Genomic DNA, 25224 nt, shown 5'->3' on the forward strand with positions numbered 1-25224 from the left:
GAGGAGCGCAGGGCCAGACGGATCAGGGCTCGTGCTTGTCTGAGCCGCAGGCGAGTTTGCACGAGACCCCGGCTGGACCGAGCACCGCAGGGTGCCCGTAGCGAAGCGAAGGGTCGCAGACAGTAGGGTCGCCTTTTCTTTGCTTACTTTCTTTTGGCGAAGCAAAAGAAAGTAAGTAGCCGCCGGGCTACCCCCGGCCAGCCACGCTCAATAGCCCCGGCTAACTATCAATTCAATAGCTGTCTACGCAAGCTCCCTCTAGGCTGTGGCTACGAAACACTTAAGAAAATCCAAAACCCGTCACTGCGCCGGATAACCCGCCTCGGCCAGCGCCTCAGCCACGGTCTCGCGGTCTTCGGTGGTCTGCACCGTCACTTTTTTGCTGGCCAGATCAATGCTGACCTGGGCGTCGGGATCGGCTTGCTTCACGGTTTTGGTAATGACGCTGGCGCAGTGGCCGCAGCTCATGTCGGGGATGGTGAATTCCATAAATAACTTCTTGAAGGGTTGATGAATGTCTGCAAACCAAAGTCTGAAGCTTGCCATGGGGCAAGGTCAACGCCCGGCCTGCAATGCCCTTGCAGCGTGTCGGCTATTGCGGGCGCCGGCTTGACCCTGCCACGATGGTAAGGTTCAGACTTCGCTCCATGACACTTCAAACCACCATACCCGGATCCGGAGCCCAGCCATGAACCTCAGCGCCAACTTGCAAACCCCCGCCACCGGCCTGGCCGAATGGCAGTTTCCCGTGGAGGGCATGACCTGCGCCTCGTGTGTGGCGCGGGTGGAGCGCGCCTTGGGCGCCGTGGCGGGTGTGGCCGAGGCCAGCGTCAACTTCGCCACCGAACAGGCCCGCGTCAGGGCCAGCCGCGAAGTCAGCATGGAGACGCTGAAGGCCGTGGTGGAGAAAGCCGGCTACGCCGTGGGCGAGCAGTCGATACGGCTCAAGATTGGCGACATGACTTGCGCCTCTTGCGTCACGCGCGTGGAAAAAGCGCTCAAGCAATTGCCCGGCGTGCGTTCGGCCGAAGTCAACCTGGCCACAGAAACCGCCGAGGTCACGGTGACCGGCGGCGCCGTCAGCTTGCCGCAACTCATAGCCGCCGTGGACAAGGCCGGTTACCGCGCCTGGGAAATGCAGGCCTCCACCGCGGATGGCGGCGCCACCCAGGCAGCCGGCGCCAGCTGGTGGCCCATCGCGCTGGCCGCCGCGCTGTCGGCGCCGCTGGTGCTGCCGATGTTCGGCATGCTGTTTGGCAAGTCGGGGATGCTGGACGGCTGGCTGCAGTGGCTGCTGGCCACGCCGGTGCAGTTCTGGCTGGGCGCGCGCTTTTACCGCGCCGGCTACAAGGCGCTGCGCGCCAAAACCGGCAACATGGATTTGCTGGTCGCCATAGGCACCTCGGCCGCCTATGGGCTCAGCGTCTACCAGTTGCTGCTGCATGGCGACCACGGCATGGCGCACCTTTATTTCGAAGCCTCGGCGGTGGTCATCACGCTGGTGCTGCTGGGCAAATGGATGGAGGCGCGCGCCAAGCGCCAGACCACAGCGGCGATACGCGCACTCAATGCGCTGCGGCCGGAAACCGCGCGGCGCCGCCAGGGCGGCCAGGACCAGGAGGTACCGGTGGGCCAGGTGCGAGTGGGCGACCTGATCGTGGTGCGCCCGGGCGAGCGCATTGCCGTGGACGGCGAGATCACCGAAGGCGCAACGCAGGTGGATGAATCGCTGATCACCGGCGAGAGCCTGCCGGTCAACAAGCATGCGGGCGACCATGTCACCGGCGGCGCGGTCAACGCCGAAGGGCTGATCGTGGTGCGCACCACGGCGGTGGGCGCCGAATCGACACTGGCGCGCATCGTCCGCATGGTCGAGTCGGCGCAGGCCAAGAAAGCGCCGATTCAGCGCCTGGTCGATCAGGTCAGCGCGGTGTTTGTGCCGGTGGTGATTGGCATTGCCCTGCTCACGCTGCTGGGCTGGGGCTTGTTCACCGGCAACTGGGAAATGGCCATTCTCAATGCGGTGGCCGTGCTGGTGATTGCCTGCCCCTGCGCGCTGGGCCTGGCCACGCCCACGGCCATCATGGCCGGCACCGGGGTGGCGGCGCGTCACGGCATTTTGATCAAGGACGCCGAGGCGTTGGAAGTGGCGCACCAGGTGAAGGTCGTGGCTTTCGACAAGACCGGCACCTTGACCGAAGGCAAGCCCGAGCTGGTGGCGCTGCAGCCCCATGGCGTGACACGCGATGAGGCGCTGGCACTGAGCGCCGCCATACAGTCCGGCAGCGAGCACCCGCTGGCCAGGGCCGTCACGCAACTGGCGGCCCAGGAACAGCTCAAGGTGCCGGCGGCCACGCAGGTACGCGCCGTGGCCGGGCGCGGCATGGCGGCGCTGGTGGAGGGGCGCGAGTTGCGCCTGGGCAGCCCGCGCTTCATGCAGGAGCTGGGCGTGGACCTGGGCGATTTCACGGCCAGCGCCCAGGCGCTGGAAACCGAGGGCCGCACGGTGTCGTGGCTGGCCGATGTGACGCCCGCCAACACCACGCCGCAGCTGCTGGCGCTGCTGGCCTTTGGCGACACGCTCAAGGCCAGCGCCGCGCCGGCGGTGGCCAGCCTGCACGCGCTGGGCATACAAACCGCACTGGTCACCGGCGACAACCGCGGCAGCGCCGAGGCCGTCGCAAAACAACTCGGCATAGATATCGTGCATTCCCAGGTGCTGCCCGAAAACAAGGCCGCCATCATCGGCCAACTCAAGGACCAGCTCCGCCAGGCGGGCGGCCGCGTCGCCATGGTCGGCGACGGCATCAACGACGCACCGGCGCTGGCCGCCGCCGATGTCGGCATTGCCATGTCCACCGGCACCGACGTGGCCATGCACGCGGCCGGCATCACGCTGATGCGCGGCAACCCGGCGCTGGTGGCCGATGCCATAGACATCTCGCGCCGCACTTACGCCAAGATCCGGCAAAACCTGTTCTGGGCCTTTGCCTACAACGTGATCGGCATACCGCTGGCGGCCTTTGGCCTGCTCAGCCCGGTGATCGCCGGCGCCGCCATGGCGTTTAGCAGCGTCAGCGTGGTGATGAATGCCTTGCTGCTGCGGCGCTGGAAAGGAAGCTCCAAATGACAGCCACGCTGATACAGGCCGGCCCTTTAAACATAGGGCAAGCAGCGGCCCAATCGGGCGTTTCAGCCAAGATGATCCGCCACTACGAATCGCTAGGCCTGCTGCCCACGGTGCAGCGCACCGAGGCCGGCTACCGCCAATATGGCGACAAGGAAGTGCACACGCTGCGCTTCATACGCCGCGCCCGCAACCTGGGCTTCAGCATGCTGGAGATTGCCGAGCTGCTCAAGCTCTGGCAAAACAAGCGCCGAGCCAGCGCCGACGTCAAACGCATCGCGCTGGCCCATGTGGCCGACCTGGAGCGCCGCATTGCCGAGATGGAGGCGATGCGGCAGACGCTGCAGCAACTGGCGCATTGCTGCCAGGGCAATAATCGGCCCGATTGCCCGATCTTGAGCGAGCTGGCGGCCTGACGGGCCGGCGGCTGGTGCGCCTTTTTTGGCGCATGGCGTGGCCGTGTAGGAGTAGTCCTGCCAACGCAGAGAGTTCGGTCTGATGGCACGCGAACGAGGAGGCGCAGAAGATGAATGGCCTTCCATGAAAAGGAGTATCAAATGCCGACACCAAGCGAGACCTTGATCGACCTGGAGACGAAGTTCTGGCAATCGATGGTCGACCACGACACGGAGACCGCTCTGGAGATGCTGGGCGAGCCATCACTCATGGTCAGCACCCACGGCGCCATGAAGTTTGATCACGCCGGCTATCGAAAAATGGCGGATCACGGCTCAATGATCGTGACTTCATTCAAACTCAGCGACATGGAAACCGTCTTCCCCAGCGACACGACGGCGATTCTGACCTACCGCGTCAAGCAAAAAATTGCACCACGCGGAAAAGGCAAAAGCATTGAGCAGGAAATGCATGACTCGTCGACCTGGATCAACACGCCCACGGGATGGAAATGCGTCATGCACACGGAGACGCCCATAGCATCCAAGGCGGCGGTGCATTGATAACGCTGCTGCAATAAACGCATTGCTGCCAGGGAAATAGCCGGCCAGATTACCCGAACTTGAGCGAGCTGGCGGCCTGAATGAAGCGTCCGAATCCGACGAGCTTCAGGACGCACGCCGGGTTTATGCTGAGACATGGACTTGTTTACTTCTTCCCCTCTTGCGCCTGACGTTGCCCGCTGGGCCGAGACCCTGGCCGAGCTGAGTCGCCAGGGCAGCGCCGTCATACCCAAACTCCTGGACGCGCAGGCGTGCGAAGCACTGATCGCTCTCTATCCACAGGCCCAACACTTTCGCAGCCGCGTCGTGATGCAGCGTCATGGCTTCGGCCAAGGCGAATACCAATACTTCAGCTACCCGCTGCCGCAGACCGTGGCGCGCCTGCGCAACACGCTGTACCCGCCACTGGTGGGCCTGGCCAATGCCTGGAACGAAGCCATGGGTATAGCCGTTCGCTATCCTGAAGAGCACGCGGACTTTCTGGCGCGCTGCCACCAGGCCGGCCAGCAGCAGCCCACGCCTTTGCTCTTGCAATACGGCGCTGGTGATTACAACAGCCTGCATCAGGACTTGTACGGCGAACATGTCTTTCCCCTCCAGGTGGCGGTGCTGCTGTCACGGCCCGGCGAGGATTTCACGGGCGGCGAGTTCGTGCTGACCGAACAGCGTCCGCGCATGCAGTCACGTGCCGAAGTGGTGCCGCTGACGCAAGGCGACGCCGTGGTGTTTGCGGTGCACCACAGGCCGGTGCAGGGCACGCGCGGCTTTTACCGCGTCAACATGCGGCATGGGGTCAGCACCTTGCGCAGCGGCCATCGCCATACGCTGGGAATCATCTTTCACGATGCGCAGTAAGCACGGCCAACGCAAGCAGGAGGCGGTTTGACAGCAGATCTTTTCGACGACACGCCTAGTCCCTATGTGACGCCTGAGGTGATCGCGCCGGGCGCCGTGTTGCTGCGCGGCTTTGCCAGGGAGCAGGCGCAAGCGCTGCTACAGGCGGTGGAACAGCTGATCGCGGCCGCGCCGCTGCGCCACCTGGTGGTGCCGGGCGGGCACAGCATGTCGGTCGCCATGAGCAATTGCGGCACGCTGGGCTGGGTGTCTGACCGCAGCGGCTATCGCTACAGCGCCAGCGACCCGTTGTCCGGCCAGCCCTGGCCGGCCATGCCCGCCTGCTTTGCCGAGCTGGCGCTGCGCGCCGCCGCCGAGGCGGGATTTAACGGCTTCAAGCCCAATGCCTGCCTGATCAACCGCTACCAACCCGGCGCGCGCCTGTCGCTGCATCAGGACAGGGACGAGGGCGAGCTGAGCGCGCCGATTGTGTCGGTGTCGCTGGGTTTGCCGGCGGTGTTTTTGTTTGGCGGCACACGGCGCAGCGACAACCCGGCGCGTTACCGGCTGCTGCACGGCGACGTGGCCGTGTGGGGCGGCCCGTCGCGGCTGGCCTATCACGGTGTCGCGCCGCTGGCCGAGGGTGATCACCCCCGCCTGGGGCGGCAGCGCATCAACCTGACCTTCAGACGAGCGGTCTGAGCCAGCCCAGCCCGGCCGCCGTGGCGCCGGCTTGCGCACCGCGCGCCGGTTGGTATTCGCAACCGACCCAGCCGCCATAGCCCAGCTCATCCAGCAGGGCAAACAAATAGGGGTAGTTGATTTCGCCCACATCGGGCTCATGGCGCCCGGGCGCGCCGGCGATCTGGATATGGCCGACCCGCCCGGTAGGCAGGTAGTGGCGCAGCTTCATGGCCAGGTCGCCTTCCACCACCTGACAGTGGTAGAGGTCCATCTGCACCTTGAGATTGGCGGCGCCGACTTCACCAATGATGTCGTGCGCATGGTCTTGCCGATTCAAAAAATAACGCGGGATGTCGCGGCTGTTGATGGGTTCTATCAGCAGCTCCACGCCGACCTTGGCGGCCTGGCGCAAGTTATCCACATAAGTGGCTTGCACCGCCTGGCGCGCCACGCCCTCGGGCAGCACACCGGCCATCACATGGATGCGCGGGCATGCCAGCACTTGCGCGTAGTCCAGCGCCATGGCGATGCCGGCGCGGAATTCGTCCTCGCGCCCGGGCAGGCAGGCCAGGCCCTTCTGGCCGGTGGCCCAGGCGCGCTCAATGCCGGCGGCGTCCGTGCCACCGGGCGGGGCGTTGATGAGCACCAGTTGCAAGTCATGCGCGGCCAGCAGCGCCTTCAATTCGCCCGCAGGCCAGGCATAGGGCGACAAAATCTCCACTGCCTTGAAGCCATCGCCGGCCGCCGCCGCAAAGCGCTCCGGAAAAGGCAGCTCGGTGTAGAGCCAGCTGAGGTTGGCGGCAAAACGGGGCATGGGTCAGGCCTTGGCTTCGGCCTGCTCGGCGCCGGGCGCGGTTTTGCATTCCCAGAAAATCCTGGCCGTGCAATGCCGGCAAATTTCCGGATCCAGCTTGCTGAAGATGGTGGAAATCGCGGTGAACTTGTCGGGGAACTGGTGCTCCGGGCCCAGCACATCGGTGAAGCCGGTCTTGCGCCACATGCGAATCACTTCGGGCCGCGGCCGGTGAAAGTAGAGGTTGCCGCCCATGGCGCGGCGCGCGGCGAGTTCGCTCTCCCACAGCTCGGCCCCGGCCAGATCGATGAAGTTCATGCTCTTGGCCATAATCAGCAAATGCTTTTGCGGCTGCGGCTGGCTGCGCAGCGCGTGCAAGATGTCGGCCACATGCTGGGTGGCACCGAAATAGACCTCGCCCTCCATGCGCAGCAGCTTGAGCTGCGGGCACTCGGGTAAGGCCTGGCGCGGCGGCTCGTCAGACCTATTTGATCCATTCGCCGCTTCCGGCTCGGGGTCTATCACCACAAACTGGCGGTCCAGGCCGCGGCTGTCAAAGCCCATGCTGCGCATGGCCGGGCGCGAGGTGCGGTACAGAAACAGCATCAGCGACAACAACATGCCGAGCAAGATGGCAATCTCCAGCCGGATGGTGACGGTGGCGATCATAGTCGCCAGCGCCACGCCGAAATCGCTGCGGCTCAAACCGAAGAGCTCGCGCCAGCGCGCCAGCGCCAGCAAGTTCATGGCCACCAAGACCAGCAGCGCCGACAGCGCGGCCATAGGAATCTGCGCCAGCAGCTGCGCGCTGAAGGCCACCAGTGCCAGCAGCAGCAGCGCCGAGAACACCGAGGCCAGCGGCGTGCGCGCGCCGGCCTCCAGATTCGGCATGGAGCGGTTCATGGAGCCGCAGGACACATAGCTGGAGAAAAAGCCGCCCACGATGTTGGACAGGCCCTGACCGCGAAACTCGCGGTTCGCGTCAATACGCTGGCCAGACTTCAGGGCCACCGTCTTGGCGATGGAGATCGCCTGGCCCAGGGCCACAATGGTCAGCGCAAAAGCCAGGCCTATCAGCTCCGAGGCCTGGGCCCAGCTGATGTCGGGCACCTGGAAACGTGGCCAGGGCGTGGCGATATGGCCCACGGTGCGCAGCGCCGCTGACGGCGTCGCGCTGGCGTAGTGCGTCCACAACCAGGCCAGCGCGGTGGCGACCACCAGGCCTATGAGCATGTAAGGCCAGTTGCGGCGAAAGCGGCGCAGCAGCAAGGCCACACCCAGGGTGATGGCAGCCACCACCAGCGCGGCCGGCTGCGCCGACGTCAAGTGGCTGATCACGTGCTTGAGCACGGCGCCGGCGCTGTGCTCGGGCGCAGCGGCCAGGCCCAGAAAATCGGGCAGGGCATGCACCGCTATCAGCAGCGCAGCACCCGAGGTGAAGCCAAACAGCACCGCCGGCGAGATGAAGTTGGCCAGCACGCCCAGGCGCAAAGCGCCTATCAGCCATTGCAGCACGCCGACCATCACGGTGACGGCCAGCGCCAGCTGGATGTAGGCCGGGCTGAAGGCCATGGCCAGCGGCGAGAGCATGGCAAACAGTGCCAGCGAATTGGCATTGGTCGGGCCAGACATCACATGCAAGCTGGAGCCGAACAGCGCGGCGATGATGCAGGGAACGATGGCGGTGTACAAGCCGTATTCGGGCGGCAGGCCGGCCAGCGTGGCAAAGGCAATGCCTTGCGGCAAGACCAGCACCGCGCCCAGCAAGCCGGCCATGGCATCGGCGCGCAGGGTGGCTGGTGTCAGTTGCCTGACCCAAGCGCCAAACAGGCGTTCAAGCAAGGGAAGAGCAAGCGAGGTGCTAGGGGTATCTGAGGATTTCATCACGAGACTTCAAGCATAGCGTGGACAAGTCCCCCGGATTGTCGGGCCAGACCCAGCCAGCGCGGCGACAGCCCGGCCAAACCCGAGGCCGCCATCACGGCATAGCGGCAAGCACGCCCATCAGTTTTGGTATCAAAAAGGCCTGTAGCGCTCTATAGATAAGCGACGGCAGCTATAAAAATGAGAGCGCCATTGGCAATCACCGCCACCACAACGACGGCGGTGACCCCACTCAGGCTCGCTGGAACTTGAACACCGCCCGGCTGGCGCGCGCATTGGGCCAGAAGCGGATTTCCCGGCCGTCCTGCAGGCCAAACTCATCGAGCACCCGCAGCTGGTTTTTCACCGCCAGCGCCTCGAAGTCGCGCAGCGTGCCGACGCGGATATTGGGCGTGTCATACCACTGGTAAGGCAAGGTCTTGGTCACCGGCATGCGGCCGCGCAGCACCGCCAGGCGATTCGGCCAGTGGGCGAAGTTGGGAAAGGTCACGATGCCGATGCGACCCACGCGCGCGGTTTCGCGCAGCATGACTTCGGCATTGCGCAAATGCTGCAAGGTATCGATCTGCAGCACCACGTCAAAGGAGTTGTCGCCGAACACCGCCAGGCCTTCGTCCAGGTTGAGCTGGATCACGTTGACGCCGCGCGCCACGCAGGCCTGCACATTGGCGTCGTCGATTTCCACACCGTAGCCGGAGCAGCCGCGCTCACGGATCAGATAGTCCAGCAGTTCGCCGGTGCCGCAGCCCAGGTCGAGCACGCGCGAGCCCTTGGGCACCAGTCTGGCAATCGACAGCAGATTGGCGGAAGGCTGCGTCTTCACCTCAGGCAGTCCGTTCATGATGCCACCTTGCTCTGAAAATAGGAGCGAACCACGCCCATGTAACGGGCGTCATCGAGCAAAAATGCATCATGGCCATGGGGAGCATCAATCTCCGCGTAACTGACGTCGCGCTGGTTGTCGAGCAAGGCCTTGACGATTTCGCGGCTGCGCGCCGGGGAAAAGCGCCAGTCGGTGGTGAAGCTGACCAGCAGGAATTTGGCCTTGGCTTGCGCCAGGGCCAGGCTCAGGTCGCCGCCAAAGGCGCTGGCCGGGTCAAAGTAGTCCAGCGCACGGGTGATCAGCAAATAGGTGTTGGCGTCAAAGTACTCGGCAAACTTGTCGCCCTGGTAGCGCAGATAGCTTTCAATCTGGAACTCCACGTCCTGGGTTGAATATTTGTAGCCACTCGCGCTGGCGCTGTCGATCACCGCATCCCTCAGTTGGCGGCCGAACTTTTCGTTCATCACGTCGTCGCTGAGATAGGTGATGTGGCCAATCATGCGGGCGATACGCAGGCCGCGTTTTGGCAGCACGCCGTGGCGGTAGAAATGGCCGCCGTGAAAGTCGGGGTCGGTGACGATGGCGCGGCGGGCGACTTCATTGAAGGCAATGTTTTCGGCCGTCAGATTGGGCGCGCTGGCCACCACCACGGCGTGGCGCATGCGTTCGGGGTATTGCAAGGTCCAGGCCAGCGCCTGCATGCCGCCCAGGCTGCCGCCCATGACGGCGGCCAGTTGCCGTATGCCCAGCGCATCGAGCAGCCTGGCCTGGGCCGCCACCCAGTCCTGCACCGTGACGACAGGAAAATCCGCGCCGTAGATTTCGTTAGTGTCGGGGTGGCGCTGCATCGGTCCGGTGGAGCCGAAGCACGAGCCCAGATTGTTGACGCCAATGACGAAAAATCGATCGGTATCCACCGGTTTGCCCGGGCCTATCATGGTGTCCCACCAGCCTTCGGACTTGGCGATGACGGCGCCGCTGTCGTCGCAGTAAACACCAGCCACATGGTGGGAGGCATTGAGCGCGTGGCAGATCAGCACGGCATTGGACTTGTCGGCGTTGAGCTCGCCGTAAGTCTCGTAACTCAGGTCATAAGCGCGAATCGACGCGCCGCTTTGCAGAGGCAGGGCCTCGGCGAAATGCATGGTCTGCGGTGTCGCAACTAAGGTCAAGAAATCACCTGTAGAAAAACAAAAAACCCGGCATCGCTAAAGCGAGTCCGGGTTGATGGATGTCGTCTTTAGCTGAACTTTTTACGCGCCCGCAAGCTGAGCAAATCGGCGCAGGGCAAGTATAGCAAGCTAGGCCTTGATCAGCAGCGCCAGCACACCCAGCACCGCAAAAACCAGCGCCGACACGATATGGACCACGCGCAACGGCACCAGCCGCGTGACGCGCTCACCGAGCCAGACCACGGGCGCATTGGCCAGCATCATGCCCAGCGTGGTGCCGGCCACCACGGCGTAATAGGCTTCGTAGCGGGCGGCCAGCATGACGGTGGCAATCTGGGTTTTGTCGCCCATTTCAGCCAGGAAAAACGCCAGCACGGTGGTGCCGAAAACGCCAAAGCGCGGCGCGCTCGAGCCCTCTTCATCGTCAAGCTTGTCCGGTATCAGCATCCACACCGCCATGGCGAGGAAGGAAGCGCCCAAAATCCAGCGCAGGATTTGCGGACTGATCAGGGTGGTGACCCAGGCGCCCAGTGCGCCGGCCATGGCGTGGTTGGCAATGGTGGCGACAAAAATACCCAGAACTATGGGCCAGGGTTTGCGAAACCGAGCCGCCAGCACCAGCGCGAGCAGCTGGGTTTTGTCACCCATTTCGGCGAGGGCGACGATGCCGGTGGATATGAGGAAGGCTTCCATGAATAACTCCGGCCGGAACAAAAACCCATGACTGCACGACCCCCCCGGCCTAAAACGGTGGCTGTGCAGTCAAAGGTCTCGCTTGATCCGAAGACCGCTTGCGCCATGTCCATGCTGGACAAGTCTGTTGACGCAAGCCCCTTTCAAAAATTGAAAGGCTGGCTACTCCCCAATGACAGCGCTCATTATAGAACCGGGCGGCAAGCCCTTCCCCTGGACGGTATAGCCATTACCAGGCACGCACCGCTTTTTACCCACAAGCGACAGCACTGCCACTAGACTGCGTTCATGCCAAGCTTCGAAGAGCAACTGCTGGAACACCGCGCATATCTACTGCGGTTCGCACGCCTGCAGCTGCGCAATGAAGCCTGGGCCGAGGATGCCGTGTCCGAAACGCTGCTGGCGGCATTGTCCAAACCGCAGATGTTTGAGCAGCGCTCCCAGCTCAAAACCTGGCTGGTCGGCATTCTCAAACACAAGGTCATTGACCTGATTCGCAGCAATGCGCGACTGGTTGCCGCGCCAGATACGCAGATGGTCAGCGAGGGCGGTGAACTTGACCGCCTGTCATTCAAGGCCGATGGCCACTTTGCTCAAACCCCCAATGACTGGGGGGACCCCGAGCAGACCTTGCAGCAGGCGCAATTCTTTGCCGTGCTGGACGCCTGCATGGAGCGTCTGCCTCCGGCGCTGGGACGGCTGTTTTTGATGCGTGAGTGGCTGGAACTTTCTTCACCAGAGATCTGTAAGGAACTGTCGCTCACCCCGACTAACTTGTATGTCCAATTGCACCGGGCTCGATTGCGCTTGCAGGAATGCCTGAACCTTCACTGGTTTGGCAAGCACAGCGCCTGAGCCTTCCGATGGTCTTGCTCATGATTGTTTGATGTGAAAACGACATTCACTTTGTTAAGACGCAGCTGCCGGCAGGCTGCCGCGCTGCTGATCGCCCGCGAAGACCGTCCCTTGGGACTACCAGATCGCATCGCGCTGAAGCTGCACCTGCTGGCGTGTGACGCTTGTCCGAAATTTGAAAACCAGGTGCTGACCTTGAGAGCAGCCATGGGGCGCTGGCGTCACTACGGCAGCGAAGCGGATCAAAAGGCCGGTTCGGCACCCAAAATCTGAAAACCGCGAAGAGTCAACCCTATGCTGCAACACACCTGCCATTGGGATGGCTAGAAGGGTTCAAACGCCCTGTTTCTGCGGCTTTGAGCGCCCCTGCGACGTCTAGGTATAAACGATAGTTGCTTGCTTTTTCTATAACTGGAGCATAATAGAGGCGTGTAAATGCACGCATTTATGCATGTTAGGTGATCGGTAAGTTTCGCGCGCTACAGCGGTACGTATAAGATTTGTTGTGCTTTCGGGACCCCATCGCTTTTATTTTTGTGTTTTAGAGGAGTCCCTTCATGGGCAACAAACTTTACGTCGGCAACCTGCCTTACTCGGTGCGTGACGAAGACCTGCAACAATCCTTTGGTCAATTCGGCGCTGTCACCAGCGCTAAAGTCATGATGGAACGCGACACCGGTCGCTCCAAGGGCTTTGGCTTTGTCGAAATGGCTAGCGATGCAGAAGCACAAGCAGCCATCAACGGCATGAACGGTCAGCCTTTGGGCGGCCGTAGCGTTGTCGTGAACGAAGCGCGTCCCATGGAAGCACGTCCTCCACGTACCGGCGGCTTCGGCGGCGGTGGTGGCGGTTACGGCGGTGGTGCTGGTGGTGGTGGCGGCGGTTACGGCGGCGGCGGCCGTTCCGGTGGCGGCAGCGACGGCGGTTTCCGTAGCCCGTACGGCGGCGGCGGTGCTGGCGGCGGTCGTTCCGGTGGCGGCGGCGGTGGACGCGGCGGCTACTAAGCCCTGCTTTTAAGCAGCTGACTTACTAGTTAGCACAAACAGCATCTTCGGTCATTGACTGAAGATTGCTTTAAAAGGCTTCAGAACTTAGGTTTTGAAGCCTTTTTGCTTTTATCTATTGATCACGATCGCAAGAAGCCCTTGGTTCAATATGTAAATCTGGGCTAGCAGGCTGTGATCAGCGCTCGCCCTGCCGATGTTTACGGGCACGGCCGGCCAAAGCCCAGTCGAACAACCTATTCGGCAAAAGACGCAGCAACTTGGCAACCACACCCATTTGCCAGGGAATCACGCGGTAACTATGACCCGCCTGGATGGAGGCAAAAGCCTTGTCAGCAAAACTATCGGCCTTCATCAGAAACGGCATGGCATAACGGTTTTGCCGCGTCAGCGGCGTGTCGATATAGCCAGGGCAAATCGTCACCACCTTCACCCCGCTGGAGCGAAGCTCGCCACGCAAGCTTTCGCAATAGCTGATGACTGCGGCCTTGCTCGCACAATAGGCGCCGTGACCTGGCAAGCCACGCGCGCCGGCCACGCTGCCAATTCCCACCAGCGCGCCGCTACCACGCACCACCATGCCAGCCATAAATGGGTGAAAAGTGGCGGCCATGCCGATGTTGTTGGTGGCAAAGGTTTGCGCCATCACCTCCAGATCCTCCAACACCGCGCTATCCATGCCTATGCTGACGCCGGCACTGGCGATGACCACATCGGGCAAACCTTGCCCTGCGATACAGGCCTGGCCTGCTGTCACTATGCTGTCTATATCTGACACATCGGCGCCATAAATCTGACAGCGGCTGGCGCTGATGGCATTGGCCTCGGCCCAGGACTGGACTTCCGCGGTTCGACGTGCAGTCAGCGCCAGGCGATAGCCCGCCGCGTAATAGCGCAGCGCCAGGGCCTGGCCAAGGCCGCTGGATGCACCGGTGATGAACACGAGTCTGGACATGCTGGACTGACCTGAGTTGAAAACGGGCAGGGCCGGGGCCATACACGGCCACGGTACGAAGCGTTAGCGGGCTGGGGGCTTGGCAGCAGCGGGACTCGCGGCAGCACTCGATGATTTGGGCATCAACACACCTCGAACCCGGCCTTTCAGATTGGCTACTTGGTCCAGGTTATCGTAGGCAAAAGTGTCGCCGGTGAACTGGTCGGTGCCCCGGATCAAAATGACAGGTTTGTGGGACTGAACACGCTCTTCGTTTAAAAAGGCATGCAGGAATTCCCCACGAAACTCCAGTCGCGGCATCTCTTTGCCATTGGCGTCCTTGCTGGAATCACGTACCACCCGCGCATTGCCGGTCAACTGAACTTCCGAACCATCGCCATTGGTATAAGCCCGATTCGCCGTGGCCGTCGTGAGCCGCCCGTCGATGCTGATGCTATGAATCCGAGCCTGGTCGATTTCCAGAATGTCGGTGTCTTGGAAATGTCGTGCCTCGGTGCCATAGACTTCGCTTTTGAGTTTGCCGTTCTCGTCAAAGGTCTTGATGGTGAACTTGCGCATGAAGTAATCTACCTCGTGACCCGACTCCTTGACCACCTCAGGGGCGCTGAAGGTAGGCGCATTTCGTACCAACCAATAAGTGCTCAAGGCCAGCGAGCCCATCAACAGAACGGGCATGTAAATAGCCATGCGGTCCCATAAATGCAAGAAATTGCGCCAGGCCCCTGGCGACGGCGCAACACTACGGCCCTGGCCTGGATCGGGTAGAACGCCTGTCATTGGCTATATTCCTGCAGCAAACTGGCATAACGCCCGCTGGCAATCAGCAGCACATCACAAAATTCGCGTGCAGCGCCCTGGCCGCCGCAGGCTTGCGTGACATGGTGGGCTTGCGCTCTGACCTCACTATGGGCATTCGCTGGCGCGCAACTCAAGGCCACTCGTCGCATCACGGGCAGATCGGGCCAGTCATCGCCCATGGCCGCCGCCGCGCTCCAATCCAAGCCCAGGGCCTGCAAGGTGATTTCGGCAGCAGGACGCTTGTCTTCGGTGCGAAAGTGCGCGTGCGTGATGCCCAGCGCTTGCAAGCGCGCGCGCAGCACAGGACTGTCGCGGCCGGTGATGACTGCGGGTGTGATGCCGGCTTTTTGCAACAGCTTCAGGCCCAAGCCATCCAGAATATTGAAGCGCTTGAGGCTCTCGCCGGCCTCGGACAAATAAAGCCCGCCATCCGTCAGCACGCCATCGACATCAAAAAAGGCGACTTTCACCCCCTGTGCACGCAGCAGCAGTTCGGGAGAAAAATTCAAGGCAGGCGTCATATCAAATCACCTTGGCACGCATCAAGTCGTGGGTGTTGAGCGCTCCACACAACTCTCCGGCCTGATCCACCACCAACACACTGGTAATGCCGTGCTGCTCCATCAACGCCACCGCCTCGACGGCCAGGGAATCGGCCCGCACCGTGCGTGGCTGGGCATGCATCACCGCGCCCGCCGTGCTGCTGCGCAAGTCCGCGCCTTTTTCCACCAGGCGGCGCAAGTCACCGTCAGTGAAAATGCCGAGGACTCGCCGGTTTTCGTCCACCACGGCGGACGCCCCCAGGCCCTTGGCGCTCATCTCGCGCATGAGGTCTACAAATGAAGTCTCTAATCGCACCTGAGGAATGGCATCGCCACTGCGCATCACGTCACTGACGTGAGTCAACAGCTTGCGACCCAAGGCCCCACCGGGGTGCGAGCGGGCAAAGTCCTCTTCCTTGAAGCCGCGCGCATCCAGCAAAGCCACGGCCAGGGCATCGCCAAGCGCAAGTTGCGCCGTGGTACTGGCCGTGGGCGCCAGATTCAAGGGACAAGCTTCCCTGGCGACGCTGCTGTCAAGGACGACGCGAGCCTGCTTGGCCAGCGTCGACTGCAACCCGCCGGTAATGGCGATCAGCGGCACACCGAGGCGGCTCAACACCGGCAAAATCGCCGTCAGTTCCTCGCTCTCGCCGCTATTGGAAATGGCCAACACGACATCAATGGCCTGGATCATGCCCAAGTCACCATGGCTGGCTTCGGCCGGATGTACAAACAGGGAAGGCGTGCCGGTGGAAGCCAGCGTGGCAGCAATCTTGCGGCCTATATGACCGCTCTTGCCCATGCCCATCACCACCACGCGGCCGCGACACGCCACCAGCAGGCCGATCGCCTGGACAAACTCGGTTCCTACGCGTGCGGCCAAGCCCAGCACGGCCGCGGCCTCAATCTCAAAGGTCTTGCGGGCAAGCGTCAGCGCCTGCTCGGCATCAAATTTCGCGGTGTCAAAGCTCATTGCCGCATTCTATAGAGGAGCGCAAAGACACACGGGGTCTACGCATAGCCGGAACAGGGCTGAAAAACGACAAGAGATCGGGGCCGGTCAGAGCAGGCTCATCCGCTACTATCAAGCCATGAGTGCGCTTGAGATCACCTTGCTTTACCTGCTGGCTGCCGTGCTGGGGGTGGTGGCCTGCCGTTCGCTCAAATTACCGCCCATGCTGGGCTATCTGGCCGTCGGCGTGCTGATTGGCCCACATGCGCTGGCGGTTGCGCAAAGCGCAGATGCGGTACGCCATCTGGGCGAGTTCGGCGTGGTGTTTCTGATGTTTGTGATCGGACTGGAATTCAACCTGTCCAAGCTGCGCTCCATGCGCCGCCATGTCTTTGGCCTGGGCCTGCTCCAGGTCTCGATGACCATGATCTTTGTGACCTTCGGTTCATTGTTTCTGGCCAGCATGGCGCCCACTTTATGGACCATGGAGTGGCAGACCGCGCTGGCGCTGTCAGGCGCCATCGCCATGAGCAGCACGGCCATCGTGGTCAAGCTGCTGTCCGAACGCCTGGAGCTGGCCTCCGAGCATGGCCAGCGCGTGATGGGCGTGCTGCTGTTCCAGGATCTGGCCGTGGTGCCGCTGCTGGTATTGATTCCGGCACTGGGTTCCTCTCCCGATCAACTCTTCATGGCGCTGGCGATTGCCGGTTTGAAAGCCACGCTGCTGGTCGGCCTGTTGCTGACTGGCGGCCAGCGCTTGATGCGCTGGTGGCTCACCATCGTGGCCAGGCGCAAAAGCGAAGAGCTGTTTGTCCTCAACCTGCTGCTGGTCACGCTGGCTCTTAGCTGGCTGACCGAGTTGGCGGGCCTGAGCCTGGCACTGGGCGCCTTCATCGCCGGCATGCTGATTTCGGAAACCGAGTACAAGCACCAGGTCGAAACCGACATCCGGCCATTTCACGACGTCTTGCTGGGGCTTTTCTTCATCAGCGTCGGCATGATGCTGGACTGGCACGAGGTGGCACGGCAGTGGGCGCTGGTGTTGCTGCTGCTGATACTGCCCGTTCTGTTCAAGCTGGTGCTGGTCACCGGGCTGGCACGCTGGCTGGGAGCAACCGGTGGCGTTTCTTTGCGCACCGGTCTGTATCTGGCACAGGCCGGTGAGTTCGGTTTTGTGCTGCTGTCGCTGGCGCAAGACAGCCGGCTGGTGCCGCCCACCTTGCTGAACGCCATCCTGGCCAGCATGGTGCTGTCCATGCTGGCCACGCCCTTCATCATCATGTACAGCAATCGCATCGTGCTGAAGCTGGTCGCCAGCGAATGGTTGCAGCAGTCGCTGCAGATGACCACCATTGCCAGCAAATCCATGAACGTCAACAAGCACGTCATCATTTGCGGCTACGGTCGCTGCGGCCAGAACCTGGGCCACATGCTGGAGCGCGAAGGCATTCCCTACATGGCACTGGATCTGGATCCGGATCGGGTGCGCCAGGCTGCAGCGGCCGGTGACTCGGTGGTGTTTGGCGATGCGGTGCGCCTACAGGCCTTGATGGCGGCCGGACTGTCCCGCGCCAGTGCCGTGGTGGTGACCTATCTGGATACCGCCAGCGCCCTGAAACTGCTGGCCAACGCACGCGCCCATGCGCCCACGGTACCGGTGATTGTGCGCACCGTGGACGACCAGGATCTGGAAAAATTGCAGGCTGCCGGCGCCACCGAAGTCGTGCCCGAAGCCATAGAAGGCAGCCTGATGCTGGCCAGCCATGCGCTGGCGCTGGTGGGTGTGCCCATGCGCCGCGTGATTCGTGTCGTACAGGACCAGCGCGATGCGCGCTACAACCTGCTGCGCGGTTATTTTCGCGGTGCCGACGATGACACCGTGGGCGAACTCGAACAAGAACGCCTGTCGACCGTGACACTGCCGCCCGGCAACAAGTCGGTCGGCCAAACACTGGGCGCGCTGGCCTTGCAGACCACCGGCGTGCGCGTTGTCAGCCTGCGGCGCGGCAATGGCAAAACCCAGAAGGCGCTTGAAGAAGCCTGGCTGGAAGAGGGTGACACCTTGGTGCTGTCCGGCAAGCCCGAGGCACTGGCCATCGCAGAGCAGGCGCTGCTGCGCGGCTGACGAACCGCACGCAAGCGGCGCGCCCCCCAAGGTACAGGGCAAAATGGAGAGCCACAGCACCACAGGCTGACACCATGCCAAATACCCCAGACGCCTTCAATTACGGCCCCTACCTGCGACGCCACATCCGCACCGTGCCCGACTGGCCGGCGCCCGGCGTGCAGTTTCGCGATATCACGCCGCTGCTGCAAAACCCCAAAGTCTTCAGAGTGCTGATTGATGCCTTTGTCCACCGATACATGGACCCGGCGCTACGCCCCGACGTGGTCGCTGGGCTGGATGCACGCGGCTTCATTCTGGGTGCGGTAGTGGCCTACGAGCTGAATGTCGGTTTTGTGCCGATACGCAAAAAAGGCAAGCTTCCCTTCACCACGGTCGAGGAAACCTACGAGCTGGAATACGGCAGCGCCAGCGTCGAGCTGCACACAGACGCCGTCAAGGCTGGCGACAGGGTGCTGCTGATTGACGACCTGATCGCCACCGGTGGCACCATGATGGCGGGTAAAAAGCTGCTGGAAAAGCTGGGGGCCACGGTGACCGAAGGCGCCGCCATTGTTGACCTGCCGGAGCTCGGTGGTTCGGCCAGGTTGCGGACCGCAGGCCTGCCTTTATTCACATTGCTAGATTTTTCCGGTCACTGAACCATCACCCACCGACGGGCGAGATTACTATAAAAACAATAGCATTTAACGCCCGTTGAATAACGACAAACCTTGTTTTTTCTTATTATTTTCCTTCCCAATCAACCAGCTTGCCCGGCTTAATTGAGTTCGCCATATTGGGTATTGCTAAGCCCCGGAGAAGCAGCTGATTCAGCTCTCTCGGTATCTGCAAAGTCATTGACCTGCGGCGAGTAACGCAAACCGCGGCGAGCTTCAATGCGCTTTTCTGGCGCCACGGAGGTGCTGCGTGCGGACGCCGCCAGCAGGGCTTGGCGAAAGGCCGTCACTTCATCCGCCTGAATCGGCTCGTAACGCGAGGCCTGCGGTTTGACCGGTTTGGCTAACGCATCAGACGCTGGCGCTGCATGAGCTTCGGATTTTTTCACCACATCGACTTCAAGCACGCGCCAGTACACGGCGGGCACGGTAATTTCAAACCGCTGTTTGGCGTCTTGCACCATCAAGGCCTCAATCTCGCCAAGCCGAGGTGTCGGGGCAGCGGAGGCCTTGACCAGATCCATCATGACCAAAAACTCGTTACCGCCCTGGTCCAGCGACAGCACTTTGAACTTGTAGCTGGCAGACAAGACGCCGGCCCGGGTCATGGTTTCACGGATCGCCACATAGAGCTGTTCGCGGCGTGCATGACGTTTGGCTTTGCGCTCATCAGCAGAACCGCTGACCTCTGCTTGCGGACGCTGAAACGGCACCGCGCCGGCTTGCTCATGCCTCTTGAGCGCACGTGTTGCGCCATCAGGAGGCGTCGCTCTGGCGGAGCGGGAATGGCCTGAAAACCAGTTGAAAAAAGACATCTTTGCGCTTTTCTGCAGGCCACAGACGGCTTGCCATTGTTGTTGAATCCAGCGGATTCAGTTTAGCAATGAGCAACTGAATTCACTAGGATGAACAGAGCCGTATTTCTGCTTTTTTGTGGCATTCCCAACACTGTCACGACGCTGCAATAGCGGCTTGAACACGGTAGGGATCAGGTGACCGCCACACGCCGGGGACGGTTGTACAAGCGCTTGGCCATCACGGCCCCCATGGCCAGCGTCAACTCCAGTGCAATCGGGCTGTGACGGTTGGCCATTTCCTGAAAGCGTGTGGAAGTCAAACTCCACAGCTTGCAGGGCGTGGCAGCATGCACCGTGGCGCTGCGCGGCTGAGACGCGAAAAAAGTGCCTTCACCCAGCACAGTACCTGCGCTCACCATAGCCATCCGAACTCGCGCCTTTTCGTCTTTGTAATGCACGCTCAGGCTACCGCTTTCGATGAAATACAAAGTACGGTCGGTTGTGCCTTGCTCCATCAAAACCTGCCCATTGTTCAGGGTAAATGGCTGCATATAGGTTGCCAAAATATCCCAGTGAGGCTGGCTGAATTGGCAACTCAAGGCATCGCTCGCTTGGGAATGTGTGATGGCCTGGGCCAAACCTCGGATATCAGAACGGACGGCGGTGAGTAATGGTGCATTCATGGTGGACGGAAGATACCTTTGACCTACAAAAGCTGCAAGGGTAATTACCCATTAGCCAGGCTACTTTATGCCAACGCATCTTGCTGGTTTTGTCATCTTGTCATCCTCGCAGCCTCGCAGCCTCGCGTATGCTGGCTGAATCTACTTCCCGATACAGAATCTGGAAAAGATCTCGCCCAGCAAGTCGTCCGAGCTGAAAGCGCCGGTGATCTCACTCAACTGAAGTTGCGCCTGGCGTAAATCCTCGGCCAGCAAATCCAGCGCCGGTTGTGAGGCCAGTAGCTGAGCCGATGCGGTTTCCAACCCGGCTTGCACCTTGTGCAGCGCATGTACATGGCGTTCACGCGCCATGAATACCCCTTCGGGCGCGGCCTGCCAGCCCACCACCTGCAGCAACAGCTGGCGCAAAGCTTGCAGACCAGTGCCGGTTTTTGCCGAAATTTGCACGCCGCCAGAGATTTTTTTCAACAGCGCAGCGCTGGCCATGTCGCACTTGTTCCAGACATCGATGACCGGCGTATTTTTTGCAAGCTTTTGGCTTAATTCCCTTGCTATCTGTGCGTCATCAGCTATGTAATTAATAGCATTACCGGCCGAACCCTCATCTTCTTGCCGGGTCATGTCGTGCAAAAACAGCACGGCATCCGCCGTTTCAATTTCTGCCCAAGCGCGCTCCACGCCAATTTTCTCCACCTCGTCCAGCGCATCACGCAAACCGGCGGTATCCACCACATGCAGGGGCACGCCCTCTATCTGTATCAGCTGCGACACCTTGTCGCGCGTGGTGCCGGCGATCGGCGTGACGATGGCCAACTCGGCGCCGGCCAGCGCATTGAGCAGCGAGCTCTTGCCGGCATTGGGCTGGCCGGCAATCACCACCTTGATGCCCTCGCGCAAAATCGCCCCCTGGGTGGCACGCTGCAAGACGCCCGCCAGCGTGGTCTGCAAGCGCAGCAACTGACCCTGGGCATCGGCCTTTTGCAAAAAGTCTATGTCTTCTTCCGGAAAATCCAGCGTCGCCTCTACCAGCATGCGCAAATGAATCAGCTGCTCCAGCAAGGTATTAACGGCCAGTGAAAACTCGCCTGACATGGAACGCGCTGCCGAACGGGCCGCCGTTTCGGTGCTGGCGTCAATCAGATCGGCAATGGCTTCGGCCTGTGCCAAATCGATCTTGTCATTGAGAAAGGCGCGTTCGGTGAATTCGCCCGGTTGCGCCACGCGAAGCAAGGGCAGGGAGGCTTGGCCCGTCACCGGATCCAGAGCAGCGCCGGCTTCCAGGCAACGCGCCAGCAATAGTTGCAACACCACTGGCCCGCCATGGGCCTGCAGTTCCAGCACGTCTTCACCGGTGTAAGAATGAGGCGCGGGGAAATGAATCGCCAAGCCCTGATCTATGACCTGACCCAGGGCATCGCGAAAAGGCAAGTAGGTGGCCTGGCGCGGCGACAGGGAGCGCCCGCAAACGGCGGCAATCACCGCTGCAATCTGCTGACCGGAAACGCGGACTATGCCCACCGCTCCCCGACCGGGTGCTGTGGCAATAGCGACGATGGGATGGTGATGTCGGGCCAACATAAAGCTTCGCAATGTTAAAGGGCCGCTTAGCGGCCCTTTTTATTATTTGAACTTCGGCAGATTGAACTGCGGCGGAACACCCATCCGGGTATTGATGACCCATTGCTGGGTAATCGACAAGATGTTGTTGGTGATCCAGTACAAGACCAGGCCGGCCGGGAAGAAGAAGAACATCACGCTGAAAATCAGCGGCATGAACCACATCAGCTTGGCCTGCATCGGATCAGGCGGCGCGGGATTGAGCGCGGTCTGCAGCATGGTGGTCAAGGCCATCACGACCGGCAAGATGTAATACGGATCGGGCGAAGACAAGTCCTTGATCCACAAGATCCATGGTGCGCCGCGCATTTCGACGCTGGACAAAAGCACCCAGTACAGGGCAATGAAGACCGGAATCTGGATCATGATGGGGAAGCAGCCGCCCATAGGGTTGACCTTTTCCTCACGGTAAATCTTCATCATCGCCTGCTGCATTTCCTGCGGCTTGTCTTTCAGGCGTTCGCGCATTTCCGTGATTTTCGGATTGATGGCCTTCATCTTGGCCATGCTGGCATAGGCCTTGGCGTTGAGCCAATAAAACGCGATTTTCAGCAGCAGCACCAGCGCCACGATGGACCAGCCCCAGTTCTGGATGAAGCTGTGCAGCTTGTCGAGCAGCCAGTACAGCGGCTTGGCCAGAATGGTCAGCCAGCCATAGTCCTTCACCAGTTCCAGGCCAGGCGCCAGAGCTTCCAGCACTTTTTCTTCCTGAGGGCCAACAAAAAACTTGGAATCTATGGTCTTGGTCGCACCGGGTGCAATGCTGTCCAGCGGCGTAATCATGCCCACGGCATACAAATTCGTGTCGACCTTGCGCAAAAACAGGTCGCGCTTGATGCCGTCAGCCAGAATCCAGGCCGAGGCAAAGTAATGCTGCACCATGGCTACATAACCGTTGGTGGCCTGTTTCTCCACATCGACCTTGTTGTTTTCAATGTCCTTGAACTCAACTTTTTGGTATTTCTTGGCTTCGGTGTAAATCGCCGGACCGGTGAAAGTTGAGTAAAACGACGATTCTCCAGGCGGCTTGTTGCCGTCGCGTACCAATTGCAGATAGAGCTGAGGCGCCACCGGCGCGCTGCCGGTGTTGATCACCTCATGGCGCACCGCTAGGTCATACGCACCACGCTTGATGGTGTAGGTCTTGAGCAGCTTGACGCCACCGATGTCGGCCGACTCAAACTTGACTTGCAATTCATTCTGGCCGTCTTTCAAGACACGCTCGCCAGGCAGCAAGGTCATCAGTGTTTTGTGCGTCGGGAAAGCACCGCCCGTACTGCCTGCAACCAGACCCGATTGCGCGACATAAACACGGTTGGCGCTTTCATCCAGCAGCACAAAACCCTGCTCTTTGTGCGCCATATCCTTATATTTGTTGAACGCCGAGTGAACCAGCGTTCCACCTTCACTGTCAAAAGTCAGGCTGAGCACATCAGTGTTCACCACCACACGCTCTTTGGCAGCGGCGGGCGTTATAGAAGGTGCGCCCGTTGGCACCGTGCCTGGCGTCGCGCTCACTGGCGACGGCACTGCGGCGGCACCGCTGCCGGCAGCCGACGCGGCTGCGCTGACGACAGGTGCCTTGGCAGTCTGGCTGCTGGAAGGGAAAAAAGTGGCTTTGTGGCCATTAAAGACCTGCCATTGGTCCCACAACAAGACCATGGAGAAACCAAAAATCACCCACAAAATGGTGCGGCGGATGTCGTTCATGACGGCGTCTTTTTAGAAGGAATAGAAGCCGCGGGCGTGAGCAGGCGGCTGAAAAGGGAAGCAGAATTCGTGGCCGGCACCGGATCGTGTCCGCCATCACACCAGGGCTGGCAGCGTGCCAGTCGGCTCAGCGTCAGGTAGCTACCCTTGAGCGCACCGTGTTCTTGCAATGCTTGCAAGGAATAAACCGAGCAACTGGGTTCAAACCGGCAGGACGCACCCAGCCAGGGACTGAGCAATAAGCGATAGCCCTTGACCAAACCGATCAGCACGGTTTTCGGCAAACGCGTCAGGGTGGCGATTGCGTTCACGACGCCTTCGCTCCTGCCAACATCAACACCTGCATTTCGGCCCGCACCGCCTGCTTGAGCAGTTCCGAGCTGGCGCTGACAAATTCCGTACGGGGAAAACCGCGGCGCAAGCGAACCACAAATGCGGCTTGCGGATATTGCTGAGAAAAATCAGCACTCACGGTGTAGATCTGTCGTTTGATAGCGTTGCGCGTTGCAGCGCGTTTCGCCCAACGTTTTGGAACCATCGCGCCTATCCACATTGCCTGGACGGGAAACAACACAGGCGTATTGACCCGTTTGTCGGACTCTTCTTGCGCCGCCTTCACGTCCAGCGCATTGCGATGCAATGCGAAGTGCGTTGTTTTTGCAACGATGGCGCCGGCAAGAACTGCCTGAAACTGAGGTCGGGTTTTCAGCCGTAGCACTAGTGCCAAGCGTCAGCTCAACAGCAAAAACGGCACATGGCCTGCAAAAAAAACTGGCTTAGACAGCCAGACGCTTGCGACCTTTGGCGCGGCGTGCAGCGATAACTGCGCGGCCGCCACGCGTTTTCATGCGGGTCAAAAAGCCGTGCGTACGTGCGCGCTTAACTTTGGATGGTTGGTATGTGCGTTTCATGATAAATCCTACTAGCCCTACCGGGCCTGTTACTGGGCTGTCAGCTACAAAACTTCCCCGGGCGATTCGAATGATTTTTAGGCCGAAAAACGGCCCTTTTTGTAAGTCCAGGGACTTGCATTACTGCAGCGACAAGCTTTGAAGACGAATCAACAAGCAAGACTGCGCAGGCAGCGTTAAGCCGCAACGAATCGGGGAAACCCGTGATTATCGCAGATTTCCCAATCCTGGCAACAAGTTAGCGCTGATGTCGTCAGCAAGGGGTGAAATCAGACGGCTCGAATAGCTATTGCAAGCCTCACAACGCCAATGAAAAGAAATTTTCTGGCGTGCTGGTTTTCTCTCGGTAACTTCGATTTCTGGTCCCACTTTCGGCAACTTACAGCGATTTGGATGAAAAAACGACTTGGAATGAGTGTTCGAGGCAAAGCCGACGAGGCTATGTTTTTTGGATCGCCTGATTTTTCTATCTCTTCTTTAATTCTTTAATTCAAAATAGTAGTAGTGGTAAGGGATGCCACTATCTGTGGATAAGTTGTTTTTCCCTTTAAAAATCATCTGCTTAGGATTTGTTTAACCTTGTGCCAAGCTATTACGGAAGTCTGCTGCCATATATGAACAACTGTCAAAAGCTAACTTTCCCTGTG

27 protein-coding genes and 1 riboswitch are annotated in these 25224 nt (G+C 60.6%); of the genes, 10 read left to right on the forward strand and 17 right to left on the reverse strand.

Features of this window, described 5'->3' with window-relative positions; all coding sequences use genetic code 11:
• Window positions 1-300: 300 nt before the first annotated feature.
• Complete coding sequence (locus BM160_RS04685; protein ID WP_092001310.1) at window positions 301-489, reverse strand: heavy-metal-associated domain-containing protein; 189 nt, start codon at window positions 487-489, stop codon at window positions 301-303.
• Between the two features lie 199 nt (window positions 490-688).
• Here BM160_RS04685 and BM160_RS04690 point away from each other — a divergent pair, with 199 nt between their 5' ends.
• From BM160_RS04690 to alkB, 5 genes are all read left to right on the forward strand, one after another.
• The gene (locus BM160_RS04690) at window positions 689-3130 is read left to right on the forward strand and encodes a heavy metal translocating P-type ATPase (protein WP_092001313.1); all 2442 of its coding nucleotides are present in this window, start codon (window positions 689-691) and stop codon (window positions 3128-3130) included.
• Window positions 3127-3543 carry a Cu(I)-responsive transcriptional regulator gene (gene cueR, locus BM160_RS04695; protein ID WP_092001317.1) on the forward strand — a complete coding sequence of 139 codons (417 nt, stop codon included), beginning with the start codon at window positions 3127-3129 and terminating at the stop codon, window positions 3541-3543. Before BM160_RS04690 ends, cueR begins: the two co-directional genes overlap by 4 nt.
• Window positions 3544-3684: 141 nt before the next feature.
• Complete coding sequence (locus tag BM160_RS04700) at window positions 3685-4086, forward strand: nuclear transport factor 2 family protein (protein ID WP_092002036.1); 402 nt, start codon at window positions 3685-3687, stop codon at window positions 4084-4086.
• A 135-nt stretch (window positions 4087-4221) separates the two neighbouring features.
• Window positions 4222-4941 carry a 2OG-Fe(II) oxygenase gene (locus tag BM160_RS04705; protein WP_092001320.1) on the forward strand — a complete coding sequence of 240 codons (720 nt, stop codon included), beginning with the start codon at window positions 4222-4224 and terminating at the stop codon, window positions 4939-4941.
• Window positions 4942-4968: 27 nt separating this feature from the next.
• A complete protein-coding gene (gene alkB / locus BM160_RS04710) occupies window positions 4969-5622 on the forward strand; it encodes a DNA oxidative demethylase AlkB (protein WP_092001323.1) in 654 nt (217 codons plus the stop codon).
• On the opposite strand, the gene otnI is transcribed toward alkB, so the two are convergent.
• From otnI to BM160_RS04735, 5 genes are all read right to left on the reverse strand, one after another.
• The gene (otnI, locus tag BM160_RS04715) at window positions 5606-6418 is read right to left on the reverse strand and encodes a 2-oxo-tetronate isomerase (protein WP_092001326.1); all 813 of its coding nucleotides are present in this window, start codon (window positions 6416-6418) and stop codon (window positions 5606-5608) included. The two genes, alkB and otnI, sit on opposite strands and share 17 nt — an antisense overlap.
• A 3-nt stretch (window positions 6419-6421) precedes the next feature.
• On the reverse strand, window positions 6422-8281 hold the full coding sequence (locus BM160_RS04720; protein WP_092001329.1) for a SulP family inorganic anion transporter: 1860 nt from the start codon (window positions 8279-8281) through the stop codon (window positions 6422-6424).
• 232 nt (window positions 8282-8513) lie between these two features.
• The gene (gene metW / locus BM160_RS04725; RefSeq protein ID WP_092001331.1) at window positions 8514-9122 is read right to left on the reverse strand and encodes a methionine biosynthesis protein MetW; all 609 of its coding nucleotides are present in this window, start codon (window positions 9120-9122) and stop codon (window positions 8514-8516) included.
• A complete protein-coding gene (locus tag BM160_RS04730) occupies window positions 9119-10276 on the reverse strand; it encodes a homoserine O-succinyltransferase MetX (RefSeq protein ID WP_092001334.1) in 1158 nt (385 codons plus the stop codon). The genes metW and BM160_RS04730 overlap by 4 nt, the downstream gene beginning before the upstream one ends.
• A 129-nt stretch (window positions 10277-10405) precedes the next feature.
• On the reverse strand, window positions 10406-10969 hold the full coding sequence (locus tag BM160_RS04735; protein WP_092001337.1) for a TMEM165/GDT1 family protein: 564 nt from the start codon (window positions 10967-10969) through the stop codon (window positions 10406-10408).
• Between the two features lies 1 nt (window position 10970).
• A riboswitch (yybP-ykoY riboswitch) is annotated at window positions 10971-11152 on the reverse strand.
• Window positions 11153-11257: 105 nt separating this feature from the next.
• On the opposite strand from BM160_RS04735, the gene BM160_RS04740 reads away from it, so the two are divergent.
• The 3 genes from BM160_RS04740 (at window position 11258) to BM160_RS04750 (ending at window position 12828) form a co-directional block, all read left to right on the forward strand.
• Window positions 11258-11824, forward strand: a complete 567-nt coding sequence (locus BM160_RS04740) for a sigma-70 family RNA polymerase sigma factor (protein ID WP_092001340.1) — start codon at window positions 11258-11260, stop codon at window positions 11822-11824.
• A gap of 33 nt (window positions 11825-11857) precedes the next feature.
• On the forward strand, window positions 11858-12097 hold the full coding sequence (locus BM160_RS04745) for a zf-HC2 domain-containing protein (RefSeq protein ID WP_092002039.1): 240 nt from the start codon (window positions 11858-11860) through the stop codon (window positions 12095-12097).
• Between the two features lie 284 nt (window positions 12098-12381).
• Window positions 12382-12828: an RNA recognition motif domain-containing protein gene (locus tag BM160_RS04750; protein WP_092001342.1), complete on the forward strand. Its 447-nt coding sequence runs from the start codon at window positions 12382-12384 to the stop codon at window positions 12826-12828.
• Window positions 12829-13006: 178 nt separating this feature from the next.
• Here BM160_RS04750 and BM160_RS04755 read toward each other — a convergent pair whose 3' ends face one another.
• From BM160_RS04755 to BM160_RS04770, 4 genes are all read right to left on the reverse strand, one after another.
• Complete coding sequence (locus BM160_RS04755) at window positions 13007-13783, reverse strand: SDR family oxidoreductase (protein WP_092001345.1); 777 nt, start codon at window positions 13781-13783, stop codon at window positions 13007-13009.
• 63 nt (window positions 13784-13846) lie between these two features.
• Window positions 13847-14458, reverse strand: coding sequence for an LPS export ABC transporter periplasmic protein LptC (gene lptC / locus BM160_RS04760; protein ID WP_369821744.1), 612 nt, complete (start codon window positions 14456-14458; stop codon window positions 13847-13849).
• Between the two features lie 98 nt (window positions 14459-14556).
• A complete protein-coding gene (locus tag BM160_RS04765) occupies window positions 14557-15102 on the reverse strand; it encodes a KdsC family phosphatase (protein WP_092001351.1) in 546 nt (181 codons plus the stop codon).
• 1 nt (window position 15103) lies between these two features.
• Window positions 15104-16096 carry a KpsF/GutQ family sugar-phosphate isomerase gene (locus BM160_RS04770; protein WP_092001354.1) on the reverse strand — a complete coding sequence of 331 codons (993 nt, stop codon included), beginning with the start codon at window positions 16094-16096 and terminating at the stop codon, window positions 15104-15106.
• Between the two features lie 118 nt (window positions 16097-16214).
• On the opposite strand from BM160_RS04770, the gene BM160_RS04775 reads away from it, so the two are divergent.
• The gene (locus BM160_RS04775) at window positions 16215-18200 is read left to right on the forward strand and encodes a monovalent cation:proton antiporter family protein (protein ID WP_092001359.1); all 1986 of its coding nucleotides are present in this window, start codon (window positions 16215-16217) and stop codon (window positions 18198-18200) included.
• Window positions 18201-18274: 74 nt separating this feature from the next.
• Window positions 18275-18841, forward strand: coding sequence for an adenine phosphoribosyltransferase (locus tag BM160_RS04780; protein ID WP_092001362.1), 567 nt, complete (start codon window positions 18275-18277; stop codon window positions 18839-18841).
• Between the two features lie 119 nt (window positions 18842-18960).
• On the opposite strand, the gene BM160_RS04785 is transcribed toward BM160_RS04780, so the two are convergent.
• From BM160_RS04785 to rpmH, 7 genes are all read right to left on the reverse strand, one after another.
• The gene (locus BM160_RS04785; protein ID WP_092001365.1) at window positions 18961-19674 is read right to left on the reverse strand and encodes a hypothetical protein; all 714 of its coding nucleotides are present in this window, start codon (window positions 19672-19674) and stop codon (window positions 18961-18963) included.
• Window positions 19675-19847: 173 nt separating this feature from the next.
• On the reverse strand, window positions 19848-20207 hold the full coding sequence (locus tag BM160_RS04790; RefSeq protein ID WP_369821745.1) for a Crp/Fnr family transcriptional regulator: 360 nt from the start codon (window positions 20205-20207) through the stop codon (window positions 19848-19850).
• A gap of 273 nt (window positions 20208-20480) precedes the next feature.
• Entirely contained in the window at window positions 20481-21917 is a 1437-nt protein-coding gene (mnmE, locus tag BM160_RS04795) for a tRNA uridine-5-carboxymethylaminomethyl(34) synthesis GTPase MnmE (protein ID WP_092001373.1), read from the reverse strand.
• A 42-nt stretch (window positions 21918-21959) separates the two neighbouring features.
• Entirely contained in the window at window positions 21960-23666 is a 1707-nt protein-coding gene (gene yidC, locus BM160_RS04800) for a membrane protein insertase YidC (RefSeq protein WP_092001376.1), read from the reverse strand.
• Window positions 23663-23977 (reverse strand): membrane protein insertion efficiency factor YidD, encoded by a 315-nt coding sequence (gene yidD, locus BM160_RS04805; RefSeq protein WP_177218913.1) that lies wholly within the window; start codon window positions 23975-23977, stop codon window positions 23663-23665. Before yidD ends, yidC begins: the two co-directional genes overlap by 4 nt.
• The gene (locus BM160_RS04810; RefSeq protein WP_092002045.1) at window positions 23974-24384 is read right to left on the reverse strand and encodes a ribonuclease P protein component; all 411 of its coding nucleotides are present in this window, start codon (window positions 24382-24384) and stop codon (window positions 23974-23976) included. The genes yidD and BM160_RS04810 overlap by 4 nt, the downstream gene beginning before the upstream one ends.
• 58 nt (window positions 24385-24442) lie before the next feature.
• On the reverse strand, window positions 24443-24577 hold the full coding sequence (gene rpmH, locus BM160_RS04815) for a 50S ribosomal protein L34 (protein WP_007862708.1): 135 nt from the start codon (window positions 24575-24577) through the stop codon (window positions 24443-24445).
• Window positions 24578-25224: the final 647 nt, after the last annotated feature.

Origin of the sequence: Polaromonas sp. OV174 (assembly GCF_900112285.1) — a bacterium.
In the GTDB taxonomy this organism is placed as follows: Bacteria; Pseudomonadota; Gammaproteobacteria; order Burkholderiales; family Burkholderiaceae_C; genus Polaromonas.

Coding starts and splice junctions, on each gene's coding strand:
- yidC (WP_092001376.1), bottom strand. CDS start 23,666: ATGAACGACATCCGCCGCACCATTTTGTGGGTGATTTTTGGTTTCTCC.
- BM160_RS04785 (WP_092001365.1), bottom strand. CDS start 19,674: ATGTCTTTTTTCAACTGGTTTTCAGGCCATTCCCGCTCCGCCAGAGCG.
- BM160_RS04705 (WP_092001320.1), top strand. CDS start 4,222: ATGGACTTGTTTACTTCTTCCCCTCTTGCGCCTGACGTTGCCCGCTGG.
- lptC (WP_369821744.1), bottom strand. CDS start 14,458: ATGCCCGTTCTGTTGATGGGCTCGCTGGCCTTGAGCACTTATTGGTTG.
- BM160_RS04690 (WP_092001313.1), top strand. CDS start 689: ATGAACCTCAGCGCCAACTTGCAAACCCCCGCCACCGGCCTGGCCGAA.
- mnmE (WP_092001373.1), bottom strand. CDS start 21,917: ATGTTGGCCCGACATCACCATCCCATCGTCGCTATTGCCACAGCACCC.
- BM160_RS04755 (WP_092001345.1), bottom strand. CDS start 13,783: ATGTCCAGACTCGTGTTCATCACCGGTGCATCCAGCGGCCTTGGCCAG.
- BM160_RS04775 (WP_092001359.1), top strand. CDS start 16,215: ATGAGTGCGCTTGAGATCACCTTGCTTTACCTGCTGGCTGCCGTGCTG.
- metW (WP_092001331.1), bottom strand. CDS start 9,122: ATGAACGGACTGCCTGAGGTGAAGACGCAGCCTTCCGCCAATCTGCTG.
- rpmH (WP_007862708.1), bottom strand. CDS start 24,577: ATGAAACGCACATACCAACCATCCAAAGTTAAGCGCGCACGTACGCAC.
- cueR (WP_092001317.1), top strand. CDS start 3,127: ATGACAGCCACGCTGATACAGGCCGGCCCTTTAAACATAGGGCAAGCA.
- BM160_RS04720 (WP_092001329.1), bottom strand. CDS start 8,281: ATGAAATCCTCAGATACCCCTAGCACCTCGCTTGCTCTTCCCTTGCTT.
- BM160_RS04765 (WP_092001351.1), bottom strand. CDS start 15,102: ATGACGCCTGCCTTGAATTTTTCTCCCGAACTGCTGCTGCGTGCACAG.
- BM160_RS04735 (WP_092001337.1), bottom strand. CDS start 10,969: ATGGAAGCCTTCCTCATATCCACCGGCATCGTCGCCCTCGCCGAAATG.
- BM160_RS04700 (WP_092002036.1), top strand. CDS start 3,685: ATGCCGACACCAAGCGAGACCTTGATCGACCTGGAGACGAAGTTCTGG.
- BM160_RS04685 (WP_092001310.1), bottom strand. CDS start 489: ATGGAATTCACCATCCCCGACATGAGCTGCGGCCACTGCGCCAGCGTC.
- BM160_RS04750 (WP_092001342.1), top strand. CDS start 12,382: ATGGGCAACAAACTTTACGTCGGCAACCTGCCTTACTCGGTGCGTGAC.
- BM160_RS04740 (WP_092001340.1), top strand. CDS start 11,258: ATGCCAAGCTTCGAAGAGCAACTGCTGGAACACCGCGCATATCTACTG.
- BM160_RS04770 (WP_092001354.1), bottom strand. CDS start 16,096: ATGAGCTTTGACACCGCGAAATTTGATGCCGAGCAGGCGCTGACGCTT.
- BM160_RS04780 (WP_092001362.1), top strand. CDS start 18,275: ATGCCAAATACCCCAGACGCCTTCAATTACGGCCCCTACCTGCGACGC.
- BM160_RS04790 (WP_369821745.1), bottom strand. CDS start 20,207: ATGCAGCCATTTACCCTGAACAATGGGCAGGTTTTGATGGAGCAAGGC.
- otnI (WP_092001326.1), bottom strand. CDS start 6,418: ATGCCCCGTTTTGCCGCCAACCTCAGCTGGCTCTACACCGAGCTGCCT.